Below are 26,948 nucleotides of genomic sequence, written 5' to 3' on the forward strand. Positions count from 1 at the left end.
ATGGAATGAAATGGAGTTTTTCGAGGACTTGCAGCGTATAGCCCGACCCATTATACAAAAAGAGGCAACTACCCACTAAGATAATTGCCTCTTTTTTATAAGGGGGAACGCCAAAATGATATTTTAATCGAAACGTATGGCTTTGACTGGGGAAATTTTAGTTATTATATAGGAAGGAATTAATAATACCAAGAAACAAACGGTCACGGTAAGCATATTTAACAAGAGTATGTATCCCCAATTTAGGTAGACCGGTGCTTGATTGACATAGTAGTTTTCGGGATTCAATTGAATTATACCGAACTGTTGCTGGATTAGCAATAATGAGATCCCAATTAGATTTCCCCAGAACAGTCCTCTTACTATAAGGTAAAAGGCATTGTAGAGAAATATTTTTCGAACTGACCAATTATTGGCTCCTAAAGCTTTTAGTATTCCTATCATTTGGGTTCGTTCGAGGATAAGTACCAATAGTGCCACTACCATATTGATGGTAGCAACAAGTATCATCACTACTAATATAACGATGATATTGAAATCGAATAGTTGAAGCCATTCGAATATATAACTGTATTTTTCGATTATGGTTTTAGTGTCCAGTGTTGACGATGTTTGTTCATAAACTTGTTCTCCTGTAAATTCTATATTGTTGAAGTCGTCAACAAAAACTTCGAAAGCGCCTATTTGCTCTGGAACCCATTTGTTGATGCGTTGCATGTGGCGAATATCTCCTATTATATAGGTAGCATCGAATTCTTGAAAACCGGAGTTAAAAATTCCTGTGATTTTAAATCTTCGGATGTTGGGTAATTGATTTTGACTTTCTTTTATAAAGAATGTATTGAAGGAATCATCTACTTTTAGATTCAATCTATTTGCAAGGAATTGCGATATCAATACTTCTTGATTGACATTTTTTGAAAAATCAGGAAGTTTTCCTGAAACCAGATACTCCTTTATATTATCCCATTTATAATCGTTACCCACTCCTTTGAAGATGATTCCTTCAAAAGCGGTTTCGGTTCTGATAATTCCAGCTTTACTAGCGATAGCTTGAATATGACTCACTCCAGGAACAGCCGTGAATTTTGGATAAAAATTTTGTTTTTTAGAAATTGGAACTAATGTAACTTCGGATTGATTGTTGTCATAATTCGAAATAATGATATGTCCGTTGAAAGCAGAAACCTTTTCTCTGATTTTTTGTTGCAATCCAATTCCAGTGGCAACCGAAACAATCATCATAATCATACCAATGGCAATTGCCGAAATAGCAATTTTTATAATTGGTGCAGATATGCTACTTTTATAATCTTTAGCAGTTATGAGTCGTTTGGCGATGAAATATTCTAAATTCAATTTGATTGCGTTTCTAATTTGGATTTGCTTCGCCAGTTCGCGTCGCTTGTGCCAAAAATACAGCTAAAACACGAATTACACTAATTGGCATTAATTTTATTTGAACCTATATATGATACCATTTTTCAAGATATTGCTTTGCTTTATATTTTTAATAATCATTTCGACTTCTTGTTCAGCAAGAAAAACAGATGTAAGAGAAAATGTAAAATCGAATTTAGAAAAAGTTAAAAATAATTCATCCGTAGAGATAAAGACTGGAGCCGATAATTACGACAACTATCTACCCTTATTAAAGGACCAGAAAATTGGAATTGTAACCAACCAGACTGGAATTCTCTCCAATAAAACTCATTTAGTTGATTTTCTATTAGAGAGAAATGTTTCTGTAAAAAAAATATTTGCACCGGAACACGGTTTTCGCGGAACGGCTGATGCAGGCGAACATGTGGTTGACGGAAAAGATTCTAAAACTGGACTTTCAATTATTTCTCTTTATGGCGAAAACAAAAAACCAAAACCAGAGCAATTAGTTGGAATTGATGTACTCGTTTTTGATTTACAAGATGTGGGCGCTCGATTTTACACTTATATTTCCTCTTTACATTATATAATGGAAGCTTGTGCCGAAAATAATGTTCCACTTCTAATTCTTGACAGACCAAATCCAAACTGTGGCATTATTGACGGCCCCATTTTAGAAACCGCATTCTCAAGCTTTGTGGGCATGCACCCAATTCCTTTACTTCACGGAATGACAATTGGCGAATATGCACAAATGATAAATGGTGAAAAATGGTTAAATAATAGAATAGAATGTAAATTGACCGTAATACCATGTCTTTATTACAACCGAGAAATGAATTACAGTTTACCAGTAAAACCTTCACCGAATCTTCCGAATGATCAAGCCGTGAATTTATATGCGAGTTTGTGTCTTTTTGAAGGCACAAATGTAAGTGTGGGGCGAGGAACTGAAAAACAATTCCAAATTTATGGCTCTCCTTATTTACCGAAAAGTGGCTTCAGTTTTATTCCGAAACCAAATTTCGGCGCCCAAAATCCAGTTTATAATGGTATCGAATGTTATGGAGAAGATTTATCAACGCATACAAGAGTAAACAGACTAGAATTGAAATGGTTAATTAAAGCCTATCAAACCACAACCGACAAATCAAAATTCTTCAATCCTTTTTTTACAAAATTAGCAGGAACTAAAAAATTGCAACAGCAAATTGAAGCTGGAACTTTGGAAGAGGTGATCAGAGAAAGCTGGAAAAAAGGACTAATTGAGTTTAAGGAAATGAGATCTAAATATTTGATTTATTAATCCTCTCCCCTCCCGAAGCCTCGGGACTCTCCAAAGGAGAGGGAGCTAAAACTTAAAATATTAAACGATTCGCATAGAGCCAAAGCCTTATTTCATAAAAAATTTAAAACCCTATTTTGGATCACTGATTTGAAAATTGAGCCATAAAACGAAATCTACAATGGCAATTTCTTCTTCATTTCCTCTACAATATTAAAAGCAGCCGGACATATAGCAACATTTTTCAACGTTAAGCCCGTGATTTGCTGAAACTTTTTTCTATCCGTATGCGGGAATTCTCTGCACGCTTTGGGACGAACATCATATATCATACAAGCATTTTCATTATCCAGAAAAGTACATGGCACACTTTGCAACACATAATCCCTGTCTTCATCGATGCGAAGGTATTGCTCAATAAACTGTTGTGGCTTTTGGCGTAGGTATTTTGAAACACGCTCAATATCGGCATCCGTAAACAAAGGCCCTGTTGTTTTACAACAATTGGCACATTTCAAACAATCCGTTTTCTTGAATTCAGCATCATGCAAATCCTGCATCACGTAATCTAAATTCTTCGGCGTCTTCTTTTTCAGCTTGTCGAAATACTTTTTGTTTTCGATATGCTTATCTTTGGCTTCTTTAGGAAGATTGTTTAAAATATTGTTCATTCGTAGATTAGTTTATTCGGTTATTCGATAAAACATTCCGCGAAATTACTTAAAACAAATCAACAAATAGCTAAATTAACACATCAACTATAATGAAAGACCTTTTCGGCAAAGCCATACTTGATTTTCAAACCAATAATTCGCCAGAAGATTTAATTACAGAAACCACTATTTCTGAAGAAGACGAAATGAGCGTCGCCTATTTATTTCGTTCTTATGATGAAATGCCACAAATGGAACAAAAAGCATTACAACTTTCCAAAGGTAAAATCCTAGATGTGGGTTGCGGGGCAGGAAGTCATAGTTTGTCTTTGCAAAACGAACGCAATTTAGACGTTACTTCTATTGACATTTCTCCAAATGCTATTCAAGCGTGTATACTTCGCGGACTTAAAAAAGCAAAAGTTCAGGATGTGATGACATCAGAAAATGAAAAATACGACACAATATTACTTTTAATGAATGGTGCCGGAATGTGCGGAAAACTGAAAAACATTCCAAATTTCCTTTTGAAACTAAAATCATTATTGAATCCTGGCGGACAAATTCTCCTAGACAGTTCTGATATTATTTATATGTTTGATGACGATGAAGACGGTGGAAAGTGGATTCCTACCCAAAATGAATATTATGGAGAAATCGTTTTTAATATTTCATACAAAGGCGAGAAGGAAAAACCATTCGATTGGATGTTTATAGATTATAATACTTTACAAAATGCCGCTTTAGATAATGGATTTCAATGTGAATTGATTCTTGAAGGCGAACATTTTGATTATTTGGCGAAGCTTTCAATTTAGAAAACATATAAAGACTAATTATATTATGGAAAATTTAGCATTGGAAAAATTACGTTATCCTATCGGGAAATTTATCGCCCCTGAAATCTATTCAAGCGAGTATCTCACTAATAAAATAGCAGAAATAGCAAGTTTCCCAGAACGATTGAAAAAAGAAGTGATTCGTTTAACCGAGGAGCAACTCGAAACACCATACCGTCAGGACGGCTGGACGATTCGTCAAGTGATTCACCATTGCGCCGACAGTCACATGAATTGTTTCATTAGAATCAAATGGACACTGACCGAAGACAAACCTGTAATAAAATTTTATCACGAAGATCGTTGGGCAGAATTACATGATAATTTAACTATGCCCATCCAGCCTACTCTTTCTTTTCTGGAAGGTTTGCACTTTCGTTTAGCTTATTTAATGAACAGTCTTTCTGAAACTGATTTAGAAAAATCCTTTATTCATCCGGAGCATAACGTCGCATTTCAATTGAAGGAAATAATCGGAACTTATGCTTGGCATGGAAACCATCACTTAGCACATATCACCCAATTGAAAAAACAAAAAGGTTGGTAATTTTAGGAGCTATTTACTTCGTCAGTTCACTTCGTTCGTGTCCAGCTATTTGCTATATCTTTTTTGTCTCATTAAAGAAAAGAGACAAAAAAGGGCAAATGAAATTCACTGAACTCATATAAAAATAAGAATTATGTGAAGTAATCTGGGCTAGGCAATCGGATTGCAAGAAGTAAGCGTTCCGAAAATTAGTTAGCAAATTATATTATCAATTTAAAACCCCAAACAGCAATTGTTGTTTGGGGTTTTAAAGTTTTAAGGAATATTCAAATATTTGTGTGTTTGTAGAGAGACACGCCATTTTGGATTATTCATAACATAATCTACAATTAACGGAGTCATTTCTTCTTTTTTACTCCATTCTGGCTGAAGAAATAAAATGGCATTATCATTAACCTTTTCAGCTTGCTCTTCGGCAAAAATAAAATCGTGTTTATTGTAAATGATTACTTTCAACTCATGTGCATTATCATAAACGGTTTGAGTTGGTAATTTATTTTTCTTTGGAGATAAACAAATCCAATCCCAAATTCCCGTTAATGGATATGCCCCCGAAGTTTCTATATGAACTTTTCTGTTATTTTCTTTTAGTTTTTGCGTAAGTAAACTCATGTCCCACATTAAAGGTTCGCCACCAGTGACTACAACGGTTTCTGAATATTTACTGGCATTTGTAACTATTAAATCAATACCTGTTGGAGGATGTAATTCGGCATTCCAGCTCTCTTTAACATCACACCAATGACACCCCACATCACATCCGCCAATTCTAATAAAGTATGCGGCTGTTCCTGTATGAAATCCTTCACCTTGAATAGTGTAGAATTCTTCCATCAACGGAAGCATGGCGCCTTTATTAACTTCTAATTGTATTTCTTTTGATAACATTATTTAATTTTAAAGTGCAAAGATAGTTAATTAGAAAGGGAGTTAATTTGAAATTTTGAAAATGCTTTTTGAAAACTACTAAACTTAATCGCTGTTCCGATTACATCATTATTTTTCATTTTCATTTGGGGTCAATGAAACGGTGTTTAAATTGATGCCCCATTCCGTCTGGTTCTCAAAACGAGATAAAATGAATACTGCGAATAACAGGACTGAGCATAAAATAAATTCTAATGTTTATGGTCCAAAAAAAAAAAACGATAGTTCAGTAGAACTATCGTTTTTTATAAATGTAGAAATATTTAAAGTTATTTCAATGATTTCAATGCGTCTAATGCATATTGATTAGCAGGGTCAATAGCAAGTGTTTTATTTAAATATTCTTTTGCTTTTACTTTATCCGTTTTAGAATAGATTACGGCAATATTATTATAGGCTTCTATAAATTTAGTTTTTACTGCTGGTTTAGCTACTTCTTCAGCCCCTTTTTCTGTTGTTTTATCTATATAATCTTGATATGATTTAACCATTACATCATCATTTTCAAGCAATCTATTTGTTCTGGCTCTATACAAATATGCTTCTTGATATCCTGGAGATGCGGCAATTACATTAGCAAAAGCGGCATCGGCTTTTTGTAGAGCAATAGGATCTGCTTTTACGTCTTTTCTGTTGTTATCATAATATAACGATAAGCCATAATAAACATTATCATCTAAATAATTTCTAGAATCTTTATTAGAAGAACTAAGCTCAAAAATCGAAGCGGCTTCTTTGAATAATTTTTGAGTAAAGAATTTTTTACCCACTTCATTCAATTCTTCTGCTGCTATAGGTAAAAGTTCAATTCCCTTTTTGATGATAGCCAACCCTTCCTTAAAAGCAATTGGATCTACAGATAGTCCGTCAGCGCTAGTTCCTTTTTTAATTTTTACCAAACCTAAGGTAATATAATCTTTAGCAATAATCTTGTTTGCTGGATTTGATATAAAACTTTCTAAAGATGTCTTTGCTAAATCAAGATTCCCATTTTCATATGCTGCATATCCTAAATAGCGTAAAATTCTTGGGTTAACATTATCCAATTGTTTCATTTTATTAGCTTCTATTTCTAGTGCTTTGTAATCGCCCACAAGAACAAGAAAATCAGCATGACGCATACGAGAAGTAATAGAATAATCCGTTAAACTCATGTATTTATCATAAAAATTAATGGCAGATTTCATACTCTCCACAGATTTTGAAGGTTTGTTTCTACCAATATTATAATAGGTTTCGGCAAGCTCTCTGTATACAGGCCCGTAATTTGGGTTTACAGCAATTACTTCATTAAATGCTTTGATTGCTTCATCATATGATTTAGCTCCTTTAAGCAAAACACCCAATTGCATTTTAGCTCTTATCAAAGTAGGATCAGCTTGAAAAGCACCACGATATGCCACGTAAGCCTCATTTTGGTTTTTATCTCCATAAAAAGCATTACCCAATTCAAGTAAAACTTGAGCATCTTGAGGATTGTTAATTTTGGCTCTGCTTAAAATAGCAAGAGCACTTTTATAATCAGGTTTATTAGCAGCCATATAAGCTTTACCTATATAAACAAATTCCTCAACATCTTTCTTTTTCACATCTTTTGAAGCCAATGCAAAATTAGTTTGTGCCGCTGCAATATTCCCGTTGTCTAATTCTAATTGTCCTAAACCAATATAATTAAGTTTAGCTCCTTCGCCAGCGCTTAATCCTTTTTGAAAATAGATTTTAGCACTATCCGCTATATTTTGTGTAAGATACACGTTACCCAAAAGAAACGAGGCTCTTCCTGATGGTTTTGTATTTATAATCGATTTTAAAATCGACTTTGCATTTTCAAATTGCTCTGCGTCAATTGCTTTTTTTGCCTGATTTAAATCTTGAGCCTGACTTACGGTTACCGAAGCCAATAAAGCAACACTAAAAATTTTAAATTTATTCATCTTTATTATAGTTAATTTATTTTTTATCATTTCCACTTTTATTTCTTATTGTAATATTCCTTCCTGGAATACGAATAGGAAGTAATCCCGATTTTAAAATTATTCTTTGTCCTATATCTCCCGCAACGAATGAAGCAAAGCCCATTCCCAAGCCAGAATATCCTTGACAATTTATTATATACAAATCACGTGCCAAAGGATATTTCCTTTCCGCTATATTATTTTGTGATGGCGTAAAGGAATTATCACCTGTAAGTCCTTTTACACTTAAAGTATTCACACTATCAACATACTTTTGCATGGCCGGTAACGGCTGAGAAAGCCAATTAACTCCTACTACTCCAATCATCCCATCATTTTCTGATACATATTTTATAACCTCATCATTAGTTTTAAATGAAAAAACGCCTTTCTCAGGTATAGCTTTTATACCTGCCAGAGAATTCATGTATCTTACTGTACTCGAGTTTGGGTTGTCAAAGACTAATCCTTTAATGGATGCAACTGGCTTTCCTTGCATAAAACTAATCACATCTTTTAACGCTACAATAGTATCATTATTATTTTTATTAGAGATAAAAGCAACTGCATCTGTAGCAAAAACTGTTATTTTAGGGGTAATTTTTCTTTGTTCAAAAATTTTCAATTCCTGCATTGTTAAATTTCTAGACAAAATAGCAATTGCTGATTCTTCCTTGAACAAAGAATTAACAGTTTCGGATTCTGATTTTGGAATAAGTTTAATCTTAGCCTCATATTTACTTTCAAATACTGCCACTTGATCCTCAATAATAGGGGTTAAGGTTTCATCCACATAAATAGATGCAGAACCTTTTAGAATAGTTTCTTTGTTCTTTGGACTTTTAGATTGATTACAAGCAAAGAACATTACAATTACTGAAATAAAAATAAAATACGGAAGTTTAGCATAATTTTTCATAATCTAGTGTTTGTTATCATTAATAATTCGAAAAAACCTAAAAGAAGAATACACAATAAGCAATACCCCAAAAGCAATTCTATAATTAGGATGAATTGCAAGAGGAAAATTCTTCATAAAGATAATCAATAAACCTAAGACAAGATAAACTAGAAAAAACAAAATCCCCAAAACGAGAAGAAATCGCTCTTTGAGCGATTTCTTCTGAATATTAATAAGTATGCGCTTTAACATTATTCTGCTGATTGGATAGTAATAGGCAAAGAATAAAGAACCCTTACTTTTTTACCATTTTGTTCACCAGGTGTCCATTTAGGACATTTTTTTAAAACACGAATAGCTTCTTTTCCAGTACCATAACCGATATCTCTAATTACTTTAATATCAGTTAAAGAACCGTCTTTTTCTACTACAAAAGTAACATAAACTTTACCTTTTAATCCTTCTTCTTCAGGAGTTTGATAATTACTACCAACAAATTTATAAAATTTCTCCATTCCTCCAGGAAAATCAGGCTTTACCTCGATACCTGCTGTGTTATAAATTTGAGTATCCTCTTCTACAACTGCACTAGGTCCGCTACCAACTGGTTCAACAGTTAATTCAGCATCAGGATCTCCTTTTATAGTTTCTGCACCTAATTTTTTGTCTTTTATTTCAACAATTTTTGGCGGTTCTTCTGTAACCTCTTCTGCTTTAGCCACAACTGGCTTAACAAATTTTACCTGATCTACTTTTGGAGGAGGAGGAGGAGGTGGTGGAAGATCTTTTTTAACTTCTTCTTTCTTGGGTGGCAACTTTACCGTAGTAATTTTAGTGTCTAATGTTTCAGATTCATCCGAAGAATTAGGAATAAGACTTACGATAAGTGGGGTACTAACAGCAAGAGCGAAAACAATTGCGCCAAGCACAAGAGCTTTAACCGTAGTCTTCGTATTTGTTTTTCTAAGTTCATAAGCGCCATAAGCCTTATTACGACCTTCGAATACAATATCAAGCCATTGGTTTGTGAATATATCTAATTTCATTTTTCTTAGTTATTAGGTTATTGAGTAATAAGATAAACCTTATTTACCTTCTAACAATTTTTGTTCCTCAGGAGTAAAATCATTTACAATCGCATACGTTGGAACGTCAACAATTGCCATTTCATCTAGAATATCCACTAAATTGCGGTAATTTGATTTTTTACTTGGTTTGATAATTACAATCATCCCTTTATCTTTCTTACCTGTGTATTCTAAAACTGATTTTTTTCTCTTCAATAATTCTTTACGAATACCTTCTTTACCATAAGAAATCTCCTTAGGACCAGCAATTGGAGTTGCTAATAAACCCATATAATATGTCATTTTATTATTATCTCCTAATAATATTGTCATAGTTCGGTTTTCATCAACTTTTATTGGCTTATCCTTATTTTTATCATCTTCCTTATCTGGCAAACCCAAACTCATCGATTGCGGTTTAGACAACGTAGTAGTAAGCATAAAGAACGTGATTAATAAGAAAGCTAAATCCACCATAGCAGTTAAATCTACTTTTGCGTTCGATTTTTTACTTCTTACTTTTCCACCTTTTTTGCCACCACCGTCGCCGGTATTTAATTCAGCCATTTTAGTGTATTTTTTTTAGTTATTTATCTTTTGCTCTCAAACCAGTAACTAGATTGAAGCTATTGATTTTTTGATCTTGTAAAATATCCATTACTTGCTTAATAGCTGGATATTCTTCTTTTGCATCACCTTTTATGGCAATTTGCAATTCTTTGTCAGCCACTTCAATATTTGCAATACGAGCATTGTAAATCCACTCTTTCAGTTGATTGTCAAGTGAATCTTTAGGAACACCCGGTTGACCCGCTTTAGCTCTATCAGCAGCTTTCATATCTATAATTTGCTTTAGACTTTGTATTGGTACACCAAAACCATCCATTAATGCAAATTTATTCGAATCATCTTCAGTAAAAGTTACGCCATACTTTTGACCCATTAACTCAAGGGTTCTTTTTCTAACCTCTCTACCTTTTAAGTCAAAGAATACTTTTCCTCCTCCAACAGTAATAGTAGCTAAATCAGTTTCCGGCAACTTCGTTTGAACTGTTGATGCAGGCGTATCTACTGGCAATGCTTCTGGAATCTTAGCTGTAGCAGTTAAAATAAAGAAAGTAAGCAAAAGAAAAGCCACATCACACATAGCCGTCATATCAATAGACGCTGCTTTTTTGGACATTTTTATAGCCATTAATATATTTTTTAATATTTACAAGAAAATAGCTCTTTTTACAAGAGTACTATTTTCTTATAAACTAAATTATTAATTATTTTTTTGTACTTCTGTAGTGTCTGTAAGTATTTACAATTGTATTACCTGCCTCATCAATAGAATAAGTCAGAGTATCAATTTTAGAAGTAAAAAAGTTATAAGCTACAATAGCTAACGCTGAAGTCGCGATTCCTGTAGCAGTATTGATAAGTGCTTCAGAGATACCGTTTGCAAGTGCAGCTTGATCTGGAGTACCAGCAGCAGCCAAAGCACCAAATGCTTTAATCATACCCGTAACTGTCCCTAACAAACCTGCAAGAGTTCCTAATGATACTAATGTGGAAAGAATAGTCATATGTTTTTCTAACATTGGCATTTCTAATGAAGTAGCTTCTTCAATTTCTTTATGGATAGTTTCAGCAGCTGCTTCGCTATCTAATCCTTCTTTTTTAACATCTTGGTATTTCAACAAAGCTGATTTTATTGCATTAGCAACAGAACCTTTTTGTTTATCACAAGTATTTATTGCTCCTTCGATATCACCAGTAGTGATACTTGTTTGTACATTTTTCATAAATTGATCAAGATTTCCTTTACCAGCTGCTTTTGAAATTACTGCAAAACGCTCAAATGAAAACACAATAACCATTAATAAACATCCTAATAAAATAGGTACAATAGGACCTCCTTTATATACCATTGCTAAGTAATTTCCAGGGATTGGGTGGCCTGTATTAACACCACCTTCGAAGTTAGCACCATTACCCATTATAAAATTCCATATTATCCATCCAACAAAAACACATGCCACAATAATGATTCCTGAAATCATTCCTCCTCCTTTTGAACCGTTTTCTTTTTTAACGTTTGCCATTTTTTTTTAATTTTAATAGTTTTAAATAATTTATTCTTTAGTTATAATAAACTTGTAGTGGAGCAAATTTATATTTTTAGTTTAAATAAAAAAATTTTTTTTAATTTTATTCTAATTAATTTTATTCGAAAAAAAATATTCGTTAATTTTTAATTTGCATTTATGTCAAAATTCCTAAGCAAATCAGTTATTTTACAAAAAAAAATATGCCTTTTTATGATTTATTGATACAATATTTCAACAACTAGATCGAAATAGTTAAAAATATTTTTTTCCATTATTAACAATAAAAAAGCAAGAAAACTGCAGTTAACACTTTAATTACACGTATTAAAAAAAATAATCCCTTAAAAAACGACTTTAATTCAAACATTTTATGAGCAGAAAAAACGATTTCATACAGGATATTACTAACGGTTATATTTCAAAAGGAGAAAGCATTATTTTAGGTGGAGCGATATTAGACGGCGAGGCTTTGGCTGACGCACATGTAAAAATACCATTAAAAACCTTGAATCGACATGGGTTGATTGCAGGAGCAACCGGGACTGGAAAAACCAAAACCATTCAAGTACTTTCGGAACAATTATCTACTTTTGGAATCCCAGTACTCATGATGGATATAAAAGGAGATTTTAGTGGCATCGCCAAAGAGGGGGAAGAAAAACCCTTTATTACCGAACGTCATGCTAAAATAAAAATTCCGTATAGCGTATCAAGTTTTCCAGTTGAGCTATTGACCTTATCCGAACAGAATGGAGTACGCCTTCGTGCAACAATATCAGAGTTTGGCCCAGTGTTATTCTCTAGAATATTAGGCTTGAATGATACGCAAGCCGGCGTAGTATCAGTGATTTTCAAATACTGCGATGATAATAAAATACCTCTGTTAGATCTTAAAGACATAAAAAAAGTAATCAATTACATTACAGAAGAGGGAAAAGACGAAATCGAGGAACACTATGGTCAAATCTCTACTTCAACAACTGGTACTATTCTCAGAAAAATAATTGAATTGGAACAGCAAGGAGCTGATCTGTTTTTTGGAGAAATGTCTTTTGATGTAGAGGATTTAATGCGCATTGACGAAAATGGTAAAGGATATATCAACATCTTAAGATTGACTGATATTCAAGATAAACCAAAATTATTTTCGACATTTATGTTGAGTTTATTAGCCGAAATCTACCAACAAATGCCTGAAAAAGGAGATTCAGACCAACCAGAATTAGTTATTTTTATTGACGAAGCCCATTTAATTTTTAATGAAGCCAGCAAAACCTTATTGGAACAAATAGAAACTATTGTAAAACTAATTCGTTCTAAGGGGATTGGAATTTACTTTATAACCCAAAATCCAATGGATATTCCTAGTGGTGTTTTGGCGCAATTGGGTTTAAAAATCCAACATGCTTTGAGAGCTTTTACTGCTAATGATCGAAAAGCTATCAAACAAACGGCCGATAATTATCCTACATCTGAGTATTACAAAACCGATGAAGTTTTGACCAGCCTTGGAATTGGAGAAGCATTGGTCACCGCACTGAATGAAAAAGGAATACCAACACCCCTTGCAGCAACCATGATGCGCGCACCAATGAGCAGAATGGATATTTTAACTGAAAGTGAAATTCAGGAAATCAATAACAAATCAAAACTGGTAAAAAAATATAGTGAACTTATTGACCGTGAAAGTGCTTACGAAATGCTTAATAAAAAAATTACTGCTATTGAACAAGAAGTTGCAGCACAAGAACAAGAAAAAGCAACTGAGAAAGAACAAAACAGTGAACCAAGTACGGCAAGTGTTGTAGGGAAATCGGTTTTAAAAGTATTGACTAGTGCAACTTTTATAAGAGGCGCTTTTGGCATTTTAACAAAAATATTCAAAAAATAAATTCTCCACACCCTTTTAGAATTAAATTTCTTTAAGGGTATTTCAAAAATTAATTCGAAAAATGAAAAAATATTTTATTCAAAAAACACCATTCGTAATTCCAACAACCGACGGTAAATTGATTGAAGAGCACCACGGAATTGCAACCACAAACAATCCTGAAATTTCGATTGCACACATGATTGCGCCACCCAAATGGAGCGAACCCTATCAAACGCCAGAATTTGAAGAATATACTTATATCATAAAAGGAAAAAAGCAATTTATCATTGCCGATGAAATTGTGATTCTTGAAGCTGGCCAATCCATAAAAATTGAGAAAAACACTCGAGTGCAATATTCTAATCCTTTTGATGAACCTTGTGAATATATTGCCATTTGTAAACCCGCTTTCAATTTTACAAAAGTACACCGTGAGGAATAAATAGCCGGGATAACTGCGGAAATCCATCCCGTTTTTTTAACGAGATGGATTGAAGCGAATAGCTGGAAAAGCTCCAAAAGAATTATTGTAACAACTCCAATATTTTATTCTCTACCGCTTCGCTATTCCAAATATTTTCAATGTTTTCCATTCTTAAAACTTGCTCCATAATGGCATTTTGATAATCCCCAATCGCTAAAGCTTCAGCGTAAGGACGATCACTAAAAGTTACTCTGCTATAAAGCGGAATCCATTTATCAGGATGTTTATCAGAAAATGATTTTTCAATTTTCTTTTGTAATAGGAATTTTTCGTCAGCTGTTTTGGAACTCATTTCCATAAAATTGCGATAGGAAAGTTCCGCAATTGCATCCGCATTTGGTTTACGAGATTTTTGATATTCAGAAAAAATGGTTTTCCAGTCGTCACCGTACTTTTCAATCATTTCATAAAGTATAGAAATATCTTCAAAGCCTGCATTCATTCCTTGTCCATAGAAAGGAACAATCGCATGACAGGCATCGCCAATTAAGGCAATTTTATCTTCATAAGTCCAAGGATAACATTTCATTGTTACCAACGTACTCGTTGGATTTTTGAAAAAATCTTCAGTCAATTTTGGAATTACATCGATAGTATCCGGTAAATTCTTTTCAAAAAAAGCTTCCACCTCTTTTTGATTTTTCAATGATGCAAAAGAATTTTTTCCTTCAAATGGCATGAACAAAGTACATGTAAAACTACCGTCTAAATTAGGTAATGCAATCAACATATATTCGCCTCTTGGCCAAATATGAAACGAATTCTTGTCTAATTTATGTGTTGCATCGGGATTTGCAGGAATATTCAATTCCTTATATCCAATGGGTAAAAATTCTTGTGAATAATCAAACATGCTTTGACGTTGCATGCGGTGGCGAATTCTAGAAAAAGCACCATCGGCACCAAAAACCATATCGTATTTTTTGTCCTGCCAAGCACCTCTTTCGGTTTCACCAATATGTAGCGTCGCATCGTCTAAGGTTACATCCCAAATTTTATGTTCAAAAAAGAATTCTGCTCCTGCGGCTTCCGCCAAATCAATCATTTTTCTATTTAAAGTTCCTCTCGAAATCGAATAAATAGATTCCCCTTCTTGTCCGTAATTTTGAAAATTAAGTTTGTCTACAAGATGAATGGCACGTTTGTCCATAGGAATTGCAATCTCACGTACCGCATCTCCCACTCCAACACCATCAAGCGCTTTCCAGCCTCGGTTAGACATGGCTAAATTGATAGAACGACCGGAAAACTGAATTTGTCTAATATCTGGGCTTCTATCATAAACATGAACCGCATGGCCTGCTTTTCGAAGGTAAATAGCTAATAAAGATCCGACTAATCCGGAACCTACAACCGCTATTTTTTTGGGAGTTTGCATTAATTTTTCATAAAAAGTTAGGCAAAATTACTGATTTATTATTTTAAGGACTTTAAAAACCATTACTTTTTATACGGAATAAAGACCAATTTTGTTGAAGTTCTAACAATCTCCTCCTTGTTCAGTTTCATTCTTCTAAATTTCCCTGCGTTGTAAAGCTCAGCTTGATCGCTATAATGCGAACTTAATGGATTTCCGGATTGTCCCGTTGGCAAGATACTCCAACTGTTTTCTATGTCAGAAAAATCAATAATTCTTCTAGTTGACGGACCACCTTTTACAAGATAATTTCCATCATCCGTAAAATCAAAAAACAAGTTATTAATGACTTCTATAGAACCTGAAACTTCGAAAGGCCCCACATTGAAAATTTTTCTTAGCGCCGCCACTTTCCCTAATGGATGCTGGTGTTCTAATGTATGTACTTTATTCCAAGTCCAAGCCGGAACAGAATTCCCCAATTGTTTTTCTAAGGCTGTAATAGCCTCTTTAAAAGATTTTGATAGAATTTGACTTCTGGTTTCTTTTCTATTTTTACTGGCAATATTGTCCCACCAAAGCGACGCTGCATTTGCCATTTGTTTTGCAATTATCTGCTTCATAATATGCGTTCCCAGAAATTGTTTGAAATTAACTTCTCCGAGTTCGTCTTCAAAAGTATTTTTTAAATACAAATAAACCCATTTGTTATAAATCGTTGGCGCTACATCTCCAAGATTATTGGATCCACTCCAAACTTTCAGAATGTCTATAGCTTCTTTTTCATTTTGAGAAAGCACATTATAATTGACACTCGAAATTAAAGTCGCAACCACTTCTGGAGCAACTGATGAAGTATTATCGAAAATCATTTTACTTACTGCTTCTTTGTCCCAATTGGATTTTGGATTTAATAATTGCGTGATTCTTTTGGCTCTGTCTTCGGGAAGATAGTATCCAGGATATAAAAACCCGTCTATTGGTTCTGGCTGGTTATTGGCAGAATAAACGTAATTCCAATTTGGATTCTCCGCCGAAGGGTTTTTGGAGAAATCCAAATATTCGGTAATATCGTCTTTACCGCTGGCTCCATCAAGAATAAAATTAGTGTTCACGCCCTCATTGTGTTTGTATAATTTCCCTGTTGCCCACCAAGCCACATTTCCTTTGGCATCACCATACATCACATTCAATCCTGGGGCAGCAATTAAAGCCACTCCTTTGTGAAAATCCGCTTTGCTTTTAGCGTGTGAAAGCATGTAAACGGCATCGAGAATCTGAATCGGTTGTTGCGTATAAATCCATGACATCGCAACGGGCTTGTTTTTATTTAAACCATCAATCAAGTCATTCATAATAGGACCGTGACGACTCACTTTTAAATTCAGAACCACATCAGCAGTATCTTTTACTTTTATGATTTTTTTGCTAATTTCATACGCACTGAAACCGTTTGGTGTTTTGTATGCATTGGTATCAGTTGGGTTATTCTCTTCTTGGTACAAATCAATATCATCATTTTCAAACATGGTCAAACCATATGCATATTCGCGGTTGTGTCCCAACAAAGGATAGGGAGTTCCAGCCAAATAACAGCCGTACAATTCGAAATCTGGCGTTACTAAATGTGCTTCGTACCAAGTTCCGGGTTGTGAAAACCCAATATGAGGATCATTGGCAAAAATAACTTTACCGTTTTTGGTTTTCTTTGGAGCTATAACCCAACTGTTGCTTCCTACAAATGGAGGAATTGGCGATTGATCTAAAAGTGAAGCTATTGATTTTGCAATATCAATATATTCCTGCGGAGTTTCTTTGGCATTTTTAATTCGGGTAGTATTGAAAGAGCCATCAATTCCAAAATCTTTAAGATACTCCATTCCGTATTTGTTTCGAATATCAGTCAATAATGGATCTGATTTTTGAGCCATCGCAAAACTAAAAGACATATATCCAAAAATATTATAAACGTCTTTTATGGTGAATTTCTCTTTCTTAACCCCAACTAAACTGAACTCTATAGGAGTTTTTCCTTCTTCTAAATATTGATTAATTCCATCCAAATAAGCCATTGTCAATTGGTAACTTGAACTGTTTTCATCCAAAGCAGCAATCGCTTTAGCAGAAGCTTCTTCGATTCCGAGTCCCGCAAAAAAGGTATCATTTTTCAATGCGACCGAACCAAAAATCTCCGATAATCGTCCCGGAGCAATACGTCGCATCAATTCCATTTGCCACAATCGGTCTTGCGCATGCACATAACCCAAAGCTTCCATCGCGTCCTTTGAATTATTGGCATAAATATGAGGCACTCCAAATTCATCAAAATAAACCGTAGTTTCTTTCTGGATATTTTTTAGTTGTACTTCGCCATCATATTTTGGTTTTAGATAAAATCCGTAACCAATTAAAGCTATTGTTATAATCACTACTAACGAAAGTAAAACCAGAAGGAGTTTTTTAAGTTTTTTCATTTAAAATAAATTACATTTATAAACCCAAATAATTTGAAAGATTAAACAAAAGCATTGGTTATCCAACTATCCCCGATTTCAAGATTTGTCCAAAGTGATACATGTCCTCAAAAGAAGTATATAATGGAACTGGGGCCAAACGAATAACATTTGGTTCCCGCCAATCCGTTATTACTCCATTTTCCATAAGATAGTCAAACAAACTGCGTCCTTCTCCATGAAGCAATACTGATAATTGTGACGCTCTTTCAGATGGATTCGATGGTGTAATGATTTCGAAGCTGCTATCCACTTCTTTGTCTATTTCGTGCAGAATAAATTCTAAATACGAAGTGATTTTATCTCTTTTTTGGATTAACGCCTCCATTCCTATTTCGTCAAACATTTCTACTGAAGCCAAATAAGGCGCTAAAGAAAGTACCGGTAAATTACTGATTTGCCAACCATCTGCACCATGAATGGGATTGAAAGTTTGTTCCATCTTGAAACGACGCTCTTTATTGTGTCCCCACCAACCGGCGAATCTTGGCAACTCCGGATTATTGTGGTGTTTTTCATGAATGAAACATCCCGAAGCATTTCCCGGTCCTGAATTCATGTATTTATAACTGCACCAAGCAGCAAAATCCACATCCCAATCGTGTAATTCCAATTTTACATTTCCTGCAGCGTGGGCTAAATCCCAACCTACATAAGCTCCCGCTTTATGACCTGCGGCAGTTATAGTTTTCATGTCAAAAACTTGTCCCGTGTAATAGTTGACACCGCCAATTAAAACCAAAGCCAATTCCTCACCCACTTCTTCAATTTTGGACAAAACGTCTTCTAAACGTATGTTGTGTTCCCCCTCGCGACGCTTGATTTCAATAATTGTATCTTCTGGTTTTATCCCGATGTTTCGGGAATGAAAATGCACTTGACTTTGAAACATATATTGATCCGACGGAAATGCTTTTTCCTCACAAATGATTTTATATCGGGTTTTTGTAGGCCGGTAAAAAGAAACCATCAACAAATGAAGATTGACCGTTAGCGTATTCATTACCGTTACCTCGCTTGGCAAAGCGCCAACAATTTTACTCAAAGGATTCGCAAATCGCTCTTGGTAATCCCACCAAGGTTTTTCTGCATAAAAATGACCTTCTACAGCCAAATTTGCCCAGTCATTCATCACCTCATCTACATAAGTTTTGGTTCGTTTGGGTTGCAATCCTAGTGAATTTCCTGTAAAATAAATTACTTTTTCTCCATTTACCTTGGGGAAAATAAATTCATTTTGGTACTTATTTAATTGATCTTGCGAATCGAGTTGTTTTGCAAATTCAAGGGTATTTTCGAAAGTCATTGTTTGTATTTTGTTTGGTAAAAGTAGAGAAAAAAGAAGAAAGATAAAATGGCTAAGAACATGATTTTCTTCTGATCAATTAGAATATGCTCAAAATAACGGGCGTTGAATATTGAAAAACTCACTGTGTGAGGGATAGTAGCGAAAATCCTTTTTTTCCGCTCCTTTAGCGGAAAAAAGATTACCTCATTTTACTTTTATGTTAATTGGAATTCGGTGAATTTCATTTGTAGCGAATAGCCCGACCCGCTTTTTCAGCGGGACACACCCTCCTTCGACTGCGCTCAGGACAAACAAAAAATCTCGCCATTACTGACGAGATTTATTATTTAGAATCTGAAATAAATTCAGATTATATGATCAACATCGCGTCACCGTAAGAATAGAATTTATATCCTTCTTTGATTGCTTCGGCATAGGCTTTTTTCATTAAATCATGTCCGCAAAATGCTGAAACCATCATTAATAAAGTTGATTTTGGCGTGTGGAAATTAGTAATCATACACGTTGGAATCGTGAAATCATGTGGAGGAAAAACGAATTTATTTGTCCATCCATCAAAAGGATTCAAGGTGTTTTGTGACGACACTGAACTTTCAACGGCACGCATAGAAGTAGTTCCTACGGTACAAATACGTTTCTTTTTAGCTTTGGCTTCATTCACAATATCACACGCTTCTTGAGTAATTTTTAATTCTTCAGAATCCATTTTATGTTTTGATAAATCCTCCACCTCAACTGGATTGAAGGTTCCCAAACCTACGTGAAGTGTTACTTCGGCAAATTTAATTCCTTTGATTTCCAATTTTTTTAATAAATGCTTCGAGAAGTGCAATCCTGCAGTTGGTGCCGCAACTGACCCTTCTTCTTTAGCATAAATGGTTTGGTAACGTTCCGCATCTTCCGGAGTTACGTCTCTAGAAATATATTTTGGAATTGGAGTTTCTCCAAGTTCCGTTAATTTATTTCTGAATTCTTCATAAGAACCGTCGTAAAGAAAACGCAATGTTCTACCACGAGAAGTAGTATTGTCGATAACCTCAGCTACTAATGAGTCGTCATCTCCAAAATATAATTTGTTACCAATTCTGATTTTACGGGCCGGATCAACCAAAACATCCCAAAGTCTTTGCTCAGAGTTTAATTCTCTAAGTAAAAAAACTTCGATTCTTGCTCCTGTTTTTTCCTTGTTTCCATACAAACGTGCTGGAAAAACCTTGGTGTTATTCAGAATTAAAACATCTCCGTCATCAAAATAATCGATAACATCTTTGAACATTTTGTGTTCTATGGTTTGCTTCTTACGATCAATAACCATTAGACGTGATTCGTCTCTGTTTTCAGCTGGATATTCGGCAAGAAGTTCTTTTGGTAAATCGAATTGAAAATGTGATAATTTCATTTGATAAAGTTATGAGTTATGGATTATGAAGTATGAGTTTTGAGGTCATAATTTTAAATCGTGTGCAAATATACGATTGTGAGATAGGCGTTGTCAAGTGTTTTGCTGTTTATTTTCAAAAGCGGCTGATTGACTACCCTTTACAACTCTTATTTTTCTGAAATTTCGAAGCCTAAACTTTTTAAATCATTCCAAAAATCAGGATATGATTTTGAAACTACCTCTGCATTTTCGATGATTATTGGCACTTTTAAAGCCAACGGTGCAAATGCCATCGCCATTCGATGATCGTTATACGTAGCGATTGGTATATTATGATTGATGTCGCTTGAAGCCACAAGCGTCAAGCTATCATTGGTTACAGAAATATTAGCTCCTAGTTTTGTTAATTCTATTCTTAGCGCTTCCAGTCTATCCGTTTCTTTAATTTTTAAGGTATGAAGTCCTGTAAGATGGCAACCAATTCCTAACCCAAGACAAGTAACTACTATCGTTTGGGCAATATCAGGTGTATTATTAAGTTCAAAATTTACAGTATGAGGAACAAAGCCAGCTTGTTTAATAAGCGTCATTTTGTTTCCTTCAAAATGCGTTTCAACTCCCATCTCTTTGTAGATTTCAACCAAAGCGGAATCGCCCTGCAAACTGGTTTCTTTATAACTGGTCAATGAAATGGTAGCATTTTCAGCTAAAGCAGCCAAACTAAAAAAGTACGAAGCAGAACTCCAATCGGATTCCACGGTCATTACTTTAGATTCCACTTCTTGTTTCGGATAAACAGTAATCACATTTCCTTCGAAACTGGTTTTGATGTCTAAATCATTCAACAAAGCCAATGTCATTTTAATGTAAGGAACCGAAGTTATTTCTCCTACTAAGGTGATTTCGATACCGTTTTGTAGTTTTGGTGCCACTAATGACAATGCTGATATGTATTGACTGCTTACATTAGCAGGAATATTAACCTTAGAAGCAGTGATTTTTTGTCCTTTGATTCGAATAGGCGGATAACCTACTTCATTTTCATAAGAGATTTGCGCACCCAATTGTTGCAATACTTCAACCAAAACTTTTATTGGACGCTCTGTCATTCTTTGCGAACCAGTCAAGACCACTTCACGACCTTCGTTTACTGCAAAATAAGCCGTTAGAAAACGCATCGCCGTTCCCGCATGATGAATATCTACTATTTCTTCGCTTCCTTTCAATGCTTTTTGCATTACTTCACTGTCATCTGAGTTTGAAGTATTGGCCAAACTAATATTAGGAAACAACGCTTGCAATAATAACAATCGGTTGGTTTCGCTTTTTGAGCCAGTAACCGCAATTTGAGCTTGTAAATTGGAATGGGAAGTTTGTAACAGTAAATTCATTTTTGTAATTATGAGTTAATGAATTATGAGTTATCGCTTTTAGCTTTCAACTCAAATAATTTAGGGACGCAATTTACCACTCCTCATTCACAATTCATAATTCATAACTCATAATTATTTAAGTTTCTCGTTGTTTTTGTGACGGTCTTTGTCGCGAATGGATTTCAGATCCATTTTCTTGTCGAAAGCGGCTTGTAAATCGATTCCTGTTTGGTTTGCCAAACATAAGACTACGAAAACCACATCGGCTAATTCTTCGCCAAGGTCTTTGTTTTTATCAGATTCTTTTTCGGATTGTTCTCCGTAACGACGGGCAATGATGCGGGCTACTTCACCTACTTCTTCAGTAAGTTGTGCCATATTTGTGAGTTCATTAAAATAACGAACACCGTGTTCTTTAATCCAAGTATCTACGTCTAGTTGGGAATTTTTTAGGTTCATTATTCTCTATTTTTACTGTCAATTACTATTGTTACTGGACCATCATTTAATAAAAGTACTTTCATATCCGCACCAAAAATGCCAGTTTGCACTTTTTTACCAATTTCCTTCTCCATTTGAATTACAAAATTCTCGTATAATGGAATGGCTACTTCTGGTTTTGAAGCTTTTATATAGGAAGGACGATTGCCTTTTTTGGTAGAAGCATGCAATGTAAATTGACTTACTACAATAATATCTCCGTCAATATCTTTAACCGATAAATTCATGACATGATTTGCATCGTCAAAAATGCGAAGATTTACAATTTTACCAACTAACCAATTACTGTCTTCTTGCGTATCGGCATCTTCTATTCCCACTAAGATCAATAAACCTTTTTGGATATCGGCTACAATTTTATTATCGATGATTACGGAGGCTGAGGAAACTCTTTGAAGGACGATTTTCATTTTTAAAATTGAAATTGATTTTTGAAATTGTTATTGTTACTCCCTCGTTTTATCACTGATTATTCTATCTTCATTATGAATATCAGTACGGTAATTTTCATCGTCTCCTTCCAGAATTTTAAGATAACTTCTATAACGTGACCAAGCGATTTCGTCTTTTTCTAATGCAGCTTTAATAGCGCAATGCGGCTCGTCTTTATGTAAACAATTATTGAATTTACACTGGTCTTTTAATTTAAAAAACTCAGGAAAATAACCGCTCACTTCTTCTTTTTCCATATCCACGATTCCAAAACCTTTGATACCGGGTGTATCAATAATTCTGGCATCAAAAGACAAATCATACATTTCAGCAAAAGTCGTCGTATGTTGTCCTTGCTTACTTGCTTCGGAAATCGTCTTTGTTTTTAAATGTAAAGAAGGTTCCATAGCATTCACCAAGGTTGATTTTCCCACACCTGAATGTCCGGAAAACATACTTACTTTACCAATCATCATTTCTTTCAACTCCTCGACTCCTTTCATTTCGGTAGAAGAAACGCGCAAACATTTGTATCCAATTTCCTGGTACACATGCTGCATGTACAATTGTTCGTCAAGCGTAGCTTCGTCAAAAGTATCAATTTTATTAAAAACCAATATCGTTTCAATTCCGTAGGCTTCGGCAGTAACCAGAAAACGGTCAATGAAATTAAAGGTAGTTGGCGGATTATTTATGGTAACTAACAAGAAAACTCTATCGATATTTGAAGCAATAATATGCATCTGGTGCGATAAGTTCACTGATTTTCGAACGATATAATTCTTCCTGTCGTGAATTTTATGAATCGTTCCGGTAACGGTGTCCGATGTTTCTTCGAGTTCATAATCCACAACATCGCCTACAGCAATAGGATTGGTACTTTTGATTCCTTTAATTCGGAATTTACCTTTCATACGGCATTCGATAAAATCACCTTGTTCGGATTTTACCGTGTACCAACTTCCTGTAGATTTGTATACTAGTCCTGTCATTTTTTAATTTACAATTTATGAATTCGGTTTTAGTCCCGAAGCCTCGGGATAAACCTTAGACTTTGCAAAGGTAATTCTTTGTTTTAGGTTTGAAGTTCAAAGTTTAAAGTTTTTCACTTTGAATAACATTACTCCTAACTACAAATAGAAAATCCCCACAACTTTAAAAAATTATGGGGATTTATTTTTAAAATACTATCAAATAATAGACTCCTTATTTTTAAATTGCATAAGGAAAATTTCTTGACACTTTACGCATCATACTTTCAACCAAATCATCCGTTGAAGAGGCTAAACCTTGATCCATGGTTTTAAAGAAACGCCACAACAAATCTCCATCTGTACCATTATTTAATGTCATAGTTAAAGTTCCTGTTCCTGTTTTTCCTCCAAATCCTCCAAACAATATTGCAGAAGCTATAGCACCCGCTTCTGATTTTGTTTGTTCAGTTTCAAACGTTCCTCCTATAATACCATCTACACCAAGAACCTTTGCAATCTCATCTTTTGTGTATTCATCAAGTTTATCAAGCATACCTGCCTTTTTCAATAGAATATTTGTTTTATCCACATCTTGAAAACTTACATTATAATTTTCACGCTTTCTCAACAAAAAAGTATACATACTCGACTGGATCGAATTAGACATGCTTTTTTCTTGATCATGATTTGCTTCAGCATTAAAATTTTTCGGTTGTTTTTTATAAGTAATACTTACTTTATAAGGCAAAATAGCTACTACTTTGTGTTGACTAATAATAGTTTTTAACTGAGGATTCTCAAATATTTGTTTAGATTGAGAATGGCCTAAAAAAGACAAGAAAAGACAAAATAAAAAGAAAAGGTTTCTCATGATAATTTTGTTGTTGCAAAATAAAGATTTTTTCATAAATCGAATTTAAAGGTTAATTAATTAAGAACACAATATTACAAAAAAAACCTACAAACAAGTTGTAGGTTTAATAAATAAAAAATAATTATTTGCTTGGTTAATTAAGCGTTTAATACTTTTTCTTGGTGACCAATACTTTCTTGGTGGATTGCTTTGAACATTTTAAGAACAAACTCTTCAGTCAATCCTTTTTTCTCCCCTTCCAAAATCATTTTCCCTAGAATTTCGTTCCAACGATTGTTTTGCAATACAGCAACGTTAGCCTCTTTTTTCACTTGACCAATTTCGTCAGCTACTTTCATACGTTTCCCTAATAAATCCAACAAACTAGCATCTAGAATATCGATATTCGCTCTTAATTTAGACATTTTTTGTGTAAACTCATCAGAAACATCGTTTTGTTTTCTTACTTTCAAATCAATAAAGATTTGCTTCAAAGCATCTGGAGTAACTTGTTGTGCAGCATCACTCCATGCATTATCTGGATCAAAATGCGTTTCGATGATCATACCATCATAATTCAAGTCCAAAGCTTCTTGAGTCACTTCAAGAATCATGTTACGATCTCCTGTAATATGGGATGGATCGATGATTAAAGGTAAATCAGGGAATTTATTTTGCAAATCGATCGCAATTTGCCATTCTGGAATGTTTCTGTATTTTGTTTTTTCGTAAGTAGAAAAACCTCTGTGAATCACACCTAATTTTTCGATACCAGCCATGTACAAACGCTCAACACCACCTAACCATAAAGACAAATCTGGGTTTACCGGATTTTTTACCAATACGATTTTTTTAGTTCCTGCTAAAGCATCTGCAATTTCTTGCATTGCAAATGGGTTTACGGTAGTTCTCGCACCAATCCACAATACATCGATATCATATTCCAAAGCCAATTTTACGTGAGCAGCATTGGCCACTTCCGTTCCCATTAGCAATCCAGTTTCTTCTTTGGCTTTTTTCAACCATTTCAAACCTATTTCTCCTACTCCTTCAAATCCTCCCGGACGCGTTCTTGGTTTCCAGATTCCTGCTCTAAAAACACTCACATCTGAATCTTTCAATTCATGTGCAATTTTCAATACTTGTTCTTCTGTTTCAGCACTACAAGGCCCTGCGATCACAAATGGATGAGTCAAATTGAATTCATTCAACCAATTTCTCATTTCTTTCTTGTTTTCCATTTTTTCTAATTTTTTCCCCACCCCAGCCCTCCCCGAAGGGGAGGGAGCCGTAAATGGATGATTGTTGTTAATTATTTATTTATTTTTTCTTATTATTATTTTTAACTGCAAACTGCGACTGAACACTAAATACTGACCACTGCTTACTTTTTCATTCCGTTTAATATTTCTTTTATTTTATTCACACTTTGCATTTCATTGTAAATCGCCTCGTAATCTTCATTTTCCAATAATTCCTTGAATTTTGATAAATTAGAAATGTATTCATCCAATGTTTTTACTACCTGTTTTCTATTTTGTTTAAAAATAGGCGTCCACATTGCCGGAGAACTTTTGGCCAATCGAACCGTACTTTCAAAACCAGAACCAGCCATATCAAAAATATCCTGTTCATCTTTCTCTTTATTGATTACCGTTTTTCCCAACATGAATGCACTTATATGGGACAAATGCGATACATAAGCAATGTGCTTGTCATGCGATTTCGGATCCATATAACGAATTCTCATTCCCATGTCGGTAAAAAGTTGCAATGCTTTTTCCTGTAATTTGAAAGTCGTTTTTTCCACCTCACAAATAATATTCGTCTTTCCTTGAAACAGTCCTTTTATCGCTGCCGAAGGTCCTGAAAACTCCGTTCCTGCAATAGGATGCGTTGCTATAAAATTCCTTCTTTTAGGATGATTGGCAACCGCTTCGCAAATAGGTGTTTTCGTAGAACCCACTTCAAAAACAATCGTATTGTCACCAATAACATCCAATACTTTTGGCAATACAGTCAGCGCTACATCAACAGGAACAGAAACGATTACAAAATCGGCATGTATTAAATCTTCAAAAGTAGCGCCCGCATCAACAACTCCTAAAGCAATTGCTTCCTGCAAATGACTTTCGTTAGTGTCAATTCCATAAATTTTGGCTTCCGGATGCAGTGATTTAATGTCAAATACCATCGAACCGCCTATCAATCCTATTCCTATTACAAATACTTTCATTTCTTATTT

Annotated in this window: 25 protein-coding genes; 5 read left to right on the plus strand and 20 right to left on the minus strand. The window is 34.5% G+C overall.

Annotated features, from left to right (window positions below; translation table 11 throughout):
- Positions 1 to 123: 123 nt before the first annotated feature.
- Positions 124 to 1,359 carry an ABC transporter permease gene (locus ACNO7W_RS07885; RefSeq protein WP_417937694.1) on the minus strand — a complete coding sequence of 412 codons (1,236 nt, stop codon included), beginning with the start codon at positions 1,357 to 1,359 and terminating at the stop codon, positions 124 to 126.
- Positions 1,360 to 1,471: 112 nt separating this feature from the next.
- Between ACNO7W_RS07885 and ACNO7W_RS07890 the strand changes: the two genes are divergently transcribed.
- A complete protein-coding gene (locus ACNO7W_RS07890; RefSeq protein WP_417937695.1) occupies positions 1,472 to 2,689 on the plus strand; it encodes an exo-beta-N-acetylmuramidase NamZ domain-containing protein in 1,218 nt (405 codons plus the stop codon).
- A gap of 155 nt (positions 2,690 to 2,844) precedes the next feature.
- Here ACNO7W_RS07890 and ACNO7W_RS07895 read toward each other — a convergent pair whose 3' ends face one another.
- Positions 2,845 to 3,339: a YkgJ family cysteine cluster protein gene (locus ACNO7W_RS07895; RefSeq protein ID WP_417937696.1), complete on the minus strand. Its 495-nt coding sequence runs from the start codon at positions 3,337 to 3,339 to the stop codon at positions 2,845 to 2,847.
- A 92-nt stretch (positions 3,340 to 3,431) separates the two neighbouring features.
- On the opposite strand from ACNO7W_RS07895, the gene ACNO7W_RS07900 reads away from it, so the two are divergent.
- Both ACNO7W_RS07900 and ACNO7W_RS07905 read left to right on the plus strand, forming a co-directional pair.
- The gene (locus tag ACNO7W_RS07900) at positions 3,432 to 4,139 is read left to right on the plus strand and encodes a class I SAM-dependent methyltransferase (protein WP_417937697.1); all 708 of its coding nucleotides are present in this window, start codon (positions 3,432 to 3,434) and stop codon (positions 4,137 to 4,139) included.
- Positions 4,140 to 4,164: 25 nt separating this feature from the next.
- Positions 4,165 to 4,707 carry a YfiT family bacillithiol transferase gene (locus ACNO7W_RS07905; protein ID WP_417937698.1) on the plus strand — a complete coding sequence of 181 codons (543 nt, stop codon included), beginning with the start codon at positions 4,165 to 4,167 and terminating at the stop codon, positions 4,705 to 4,707.
- A 255-nt stretch (positions 4,708 to 4,962) separates the two neighbouring features.
- Here ACNO7W_RS07905 and ACNO7W_RS07910 read toward each other — a convergent pair whose 3' ends face one another.
- The 7 genes from ACNO7W_RS07910 to ACNO7W_RS07940 all read right to left on the minus strand — a co-directional run bounded on the left by ACNO7W_RS07910 (position 4,963) and on the right by ACNO7W_RS07940 (position 11,647).
- Complete coding sequence (locus tag ACNO7W_RS07910) at positions 4,963 to 5,595, minus strand: 7-carboxy-7-deazaguanine synthase QueE (RefSeq protein WP_143386788.1); 633 nt, start codon at positions 5,593 to 5,595, stop codon at positions 4,963 to 4,965.
- Between the two features lie 308 nt (positions 5,596 to 5,903).
- Complete coding sequence (locus ACNO7W_RS07915) at positions 5,904 to 7,568, minus strand: hypothetical protein (protein ID WP_417937699.1); 1,665 nt, start codon at positions 7,566 to 7,568, stop codon at positions 5,904 to 5,906.
- 16 nt (positions 7,569 to 7,584) lie between these two features.
- Positions 7,585 to 8,508 carry a PstS family phosphate ABC transporter substrate-binding protein gene (locus ACNO7W_RS07920; protein WP_417937700.1) on the minus strand — a complete coding sequence of 308 codons (924 nt, stop codon included), beginning with the start codon at positions 8,506 to 8,508 and terminating at the stop codon, positions 7,585 to 7,587.
- A gap of 233 nt (positions 8,509 to 8,741) precedes the next feature.
- The gene (locus tag ACNO7W_RS07925) at positions 8,742 to 9,536 is read right to left on the minus strand and encodes an energy transducer TonB (RefSeq protein ID WP_417937701.1); all 795 of its coding nucleotides are present in this window, start codon (positions 9,534 to 9,536) and stop codon (positions 8,742 to 8,744) included.
- Positions 9,537 to 9,575: 39 nt separating this feature from the next.
- Positions 9,576 to 10,124: an ExbD/TolR family protein gene (locus ACNO7W_RS07930; protein WP_143386793.1), complete on the minus strand. Its 549-nt coding sequence runs from the start codon at positions 10,122 to 10,124 to the stop codon at positions 9,576 to 9,578.
- 19 nt (positions 10,125 to 10,143) lie between these two features.
- Positions 10,144 to 10,740, minus strand: coding sequence for an ExbD/TolR family protein (locus tag ACNO7W_RS07935; RefSeq protein ID WP_417937702.1), 597 nt, complete (start codon positions 10,738 to 10,740; stop codon positions 10,144 to 10,146).
- A gap of 88 nt (positions 10,741 to 10,828) precedes the next feature.
- On the minus strand, positions 10,829 to 11,647 hold the full coding sequence (locus ACNO7W_RS07940; RefSeq protein WP_417937703.1) for a MotA/TolQ/ExbB proton channel family protein: 819 nt from the start codon (positions 11,645 to 11,647) through the stop codon (positions 10,829 to 10,831).
- Between the two features lie 376 nt (positions 11,648 to 12,023).
- On the opposite strand from ACNO7W_RS07940, the gene ACNO7W_RS07945 reads away from it, so the two are divergent.
- Positions 12,024 to 13,544: a helicase HerA-like domain-containing protein gene (locus ACNO7W_RS07945; RefSeq protein WP_417937704.1), complete on the plus strand. Its 1,521-nt coding sequence runs from the start codon at positions 12,024 to 12,026 to the stop codon at positions 13,542 to 13,544.
- A gap of 61 nt (positions 13,545 to 13,605) precedes the next feature.
- Positions 13,606 to 13,968, plus strand: coding sequence for a cupin domain-containing protein (locus ACNO7W_RS07950; RefSeq protein WP_143386797.1), 363 nt, complete (start codon positions 13,606 to 13,608; stop codon positions 13,966 to 13,968).
- 82 nt (positions 13,969 to 14,050) lie between these two features.
- Here ACNO7W_RS07950 and ACNO7W_RS07955 read toward each other — a convergent pair whose 3' ends face one another.
- The 11 genes from ACNO7W_RS07955 to ACNO7W_RS08005 form a co-directional block, all read right to left on the minus strand.
- Positions 14,051 to 15,388: an FAD-dependent oxidoreductase gene (locus ACNO7W_RS07955; protein ID WP_417937705.1), complete on the minus strand. Its 1,338-nt coding sequence runs from the start codon at positions 15,386 to 15,388 to the stop codon at positions 14,051 to 14,053.
- 62 nt (positions 15,389 to 15,450) lie between these two features.
- Positions 15,451 to 17,841 (minus strand): penicillin acylase family protein, encoded by a 2,391-nt coding sequence (locus ACNO7W_RS07960; RefSeq protein WP_417937706.1) that lies wholly within the window; start codon positions 17,839 to 17,841, stop codon positions 15,451 to 15,453.
- A gap of 58 nt (positions 17,842 to 17,899) precedes the next feature.
- Positions 17,900 to 19,186, minus strand: coding sequence for a kynureninase (kynU, locus tag ACNO7W_RS07965; RefSeq protein ID WP_417937707.1), 1,287 nt, complete (start codon positions 19,184 to 19,186; stop codon positions 17,900 to 17,902).
- A gap of 352 nt (positions 19,187 to 19,538) precedes the next feature.
- Positions 19,539 to 20,588 (minus strand): tRNA preQ1(34) S-adenosylmethionine ribosyltransferase-isomerase QueA, encoded by a 1,050-nt coding sequence (gene queA, locus ACNO7W_RS07970; RefSeq protein WP_417937708.1) that lies wholly within the window; start codon positions 20,586 to 20,588, stop codon positions 19,539 to 19,541.
- A 149-nt stretch (positions 20,589 to 20,737) separates the two neighbouring features.
- The gene (gene aroA, locus ACNO7W_RS07975) at positions 20,738 to 21,961 is read right to left on the minus strand and encodes a 3-phosphoshikimate 1-carboxyvinyltransferase (protein WP_417937709.1); all 1,224 of its coding nucleotides are present in this window, start codon (positions 21,959 to 21,961) and stop codon (positions 20,738 to 20,740) included.
- A 114-nt stretch (positions 21,962 to 22,075) separates the two neighbouring features.
- Entirely contained in the window at positions 22,076 to 22,402 is a 327-nt protein-coding gene (locus ACNO7W_RS07980) for a nucleotide pyrophosphohydrolase (RefSeq protein ID WP_035668323.1), read from the minus strand.
- Entirely contained in the window at positions 22,402 to 22,854 is a 453-nt protein-coding gene (gene dtd, locus ACNO7W_RS07985; protein ID WP_417937710.1) for a D-aminoacyl-tRNA deacylase, read from the minus strand. Before dtd ends, ACNO7W_RS07980 begins: the two co-directional genes overlap by 1 nt.
- A 36-nt stretch (positions 22,855 to 22,890) precedes the next feature.
- Complete coding sequence (rsgA, locus tag ACNO7W_RS07990; RefSeq protein WP_417937711.1) at positions 22,891 to 23,868, minus strand: ribosome small subunit-dependent GTPase A; 978 nt, start codon at positions 23,866 to 23,868, stop codon at positions 22,891 to 22,893.
- 220 nt (positions 23,869 to 24,088) lie between these two features.
- The gene (locus ACNO7W_RS07995) at positions 24,089 to 24,757 is read right to left on the minus strand and encodes a hypothetical protein (RefSeq protein WP_417937712.1); all 669 of its coding nucleotides are present in this window, start codon (positions 24,755 to 24,757) and stop codon (positions 24,089 to 24,091) included.
- Positions 24,758 to 24,861: 104 nt separating this feature from the next.
- Entirely contained in the window at positions 24,862 to 25,944 is a 1,083-nt protein-coding gene (locus ACNO7W_RS08000) for a bifunctional 3-deoxy-7-phosphoheptulonate synthase/chorismate mutase type II (protein ID WP_143386811.1), read from the minus strand.
- A 143-nt stretch (positions 25,945 to 26,087) separates the two neighbouring features.
- Positions 26,088 to 26,939, minus strand: a complete 852-nt coding sequence (locus ACNO7W_RS08005; protein WP_417937713.1) for a prephenate dehydrogenase — start codon at positions 26,937 to 26,939, stop codon at positions 26,088 to 26,090.
- Between the last annotated feature and the right edge of the window lie 9 nt (positions 26,940 to 26,948).

Source organism: Flavobacterium sp. ZB4R12 (genome assembly GCF_048276375.1).
GTDB lineage: Bacteria > Bacteroidota > Bacteroidia > Flavobacteriales > Flavobacteriaceae > Flavobacterium > Flavobacterium gawalongense.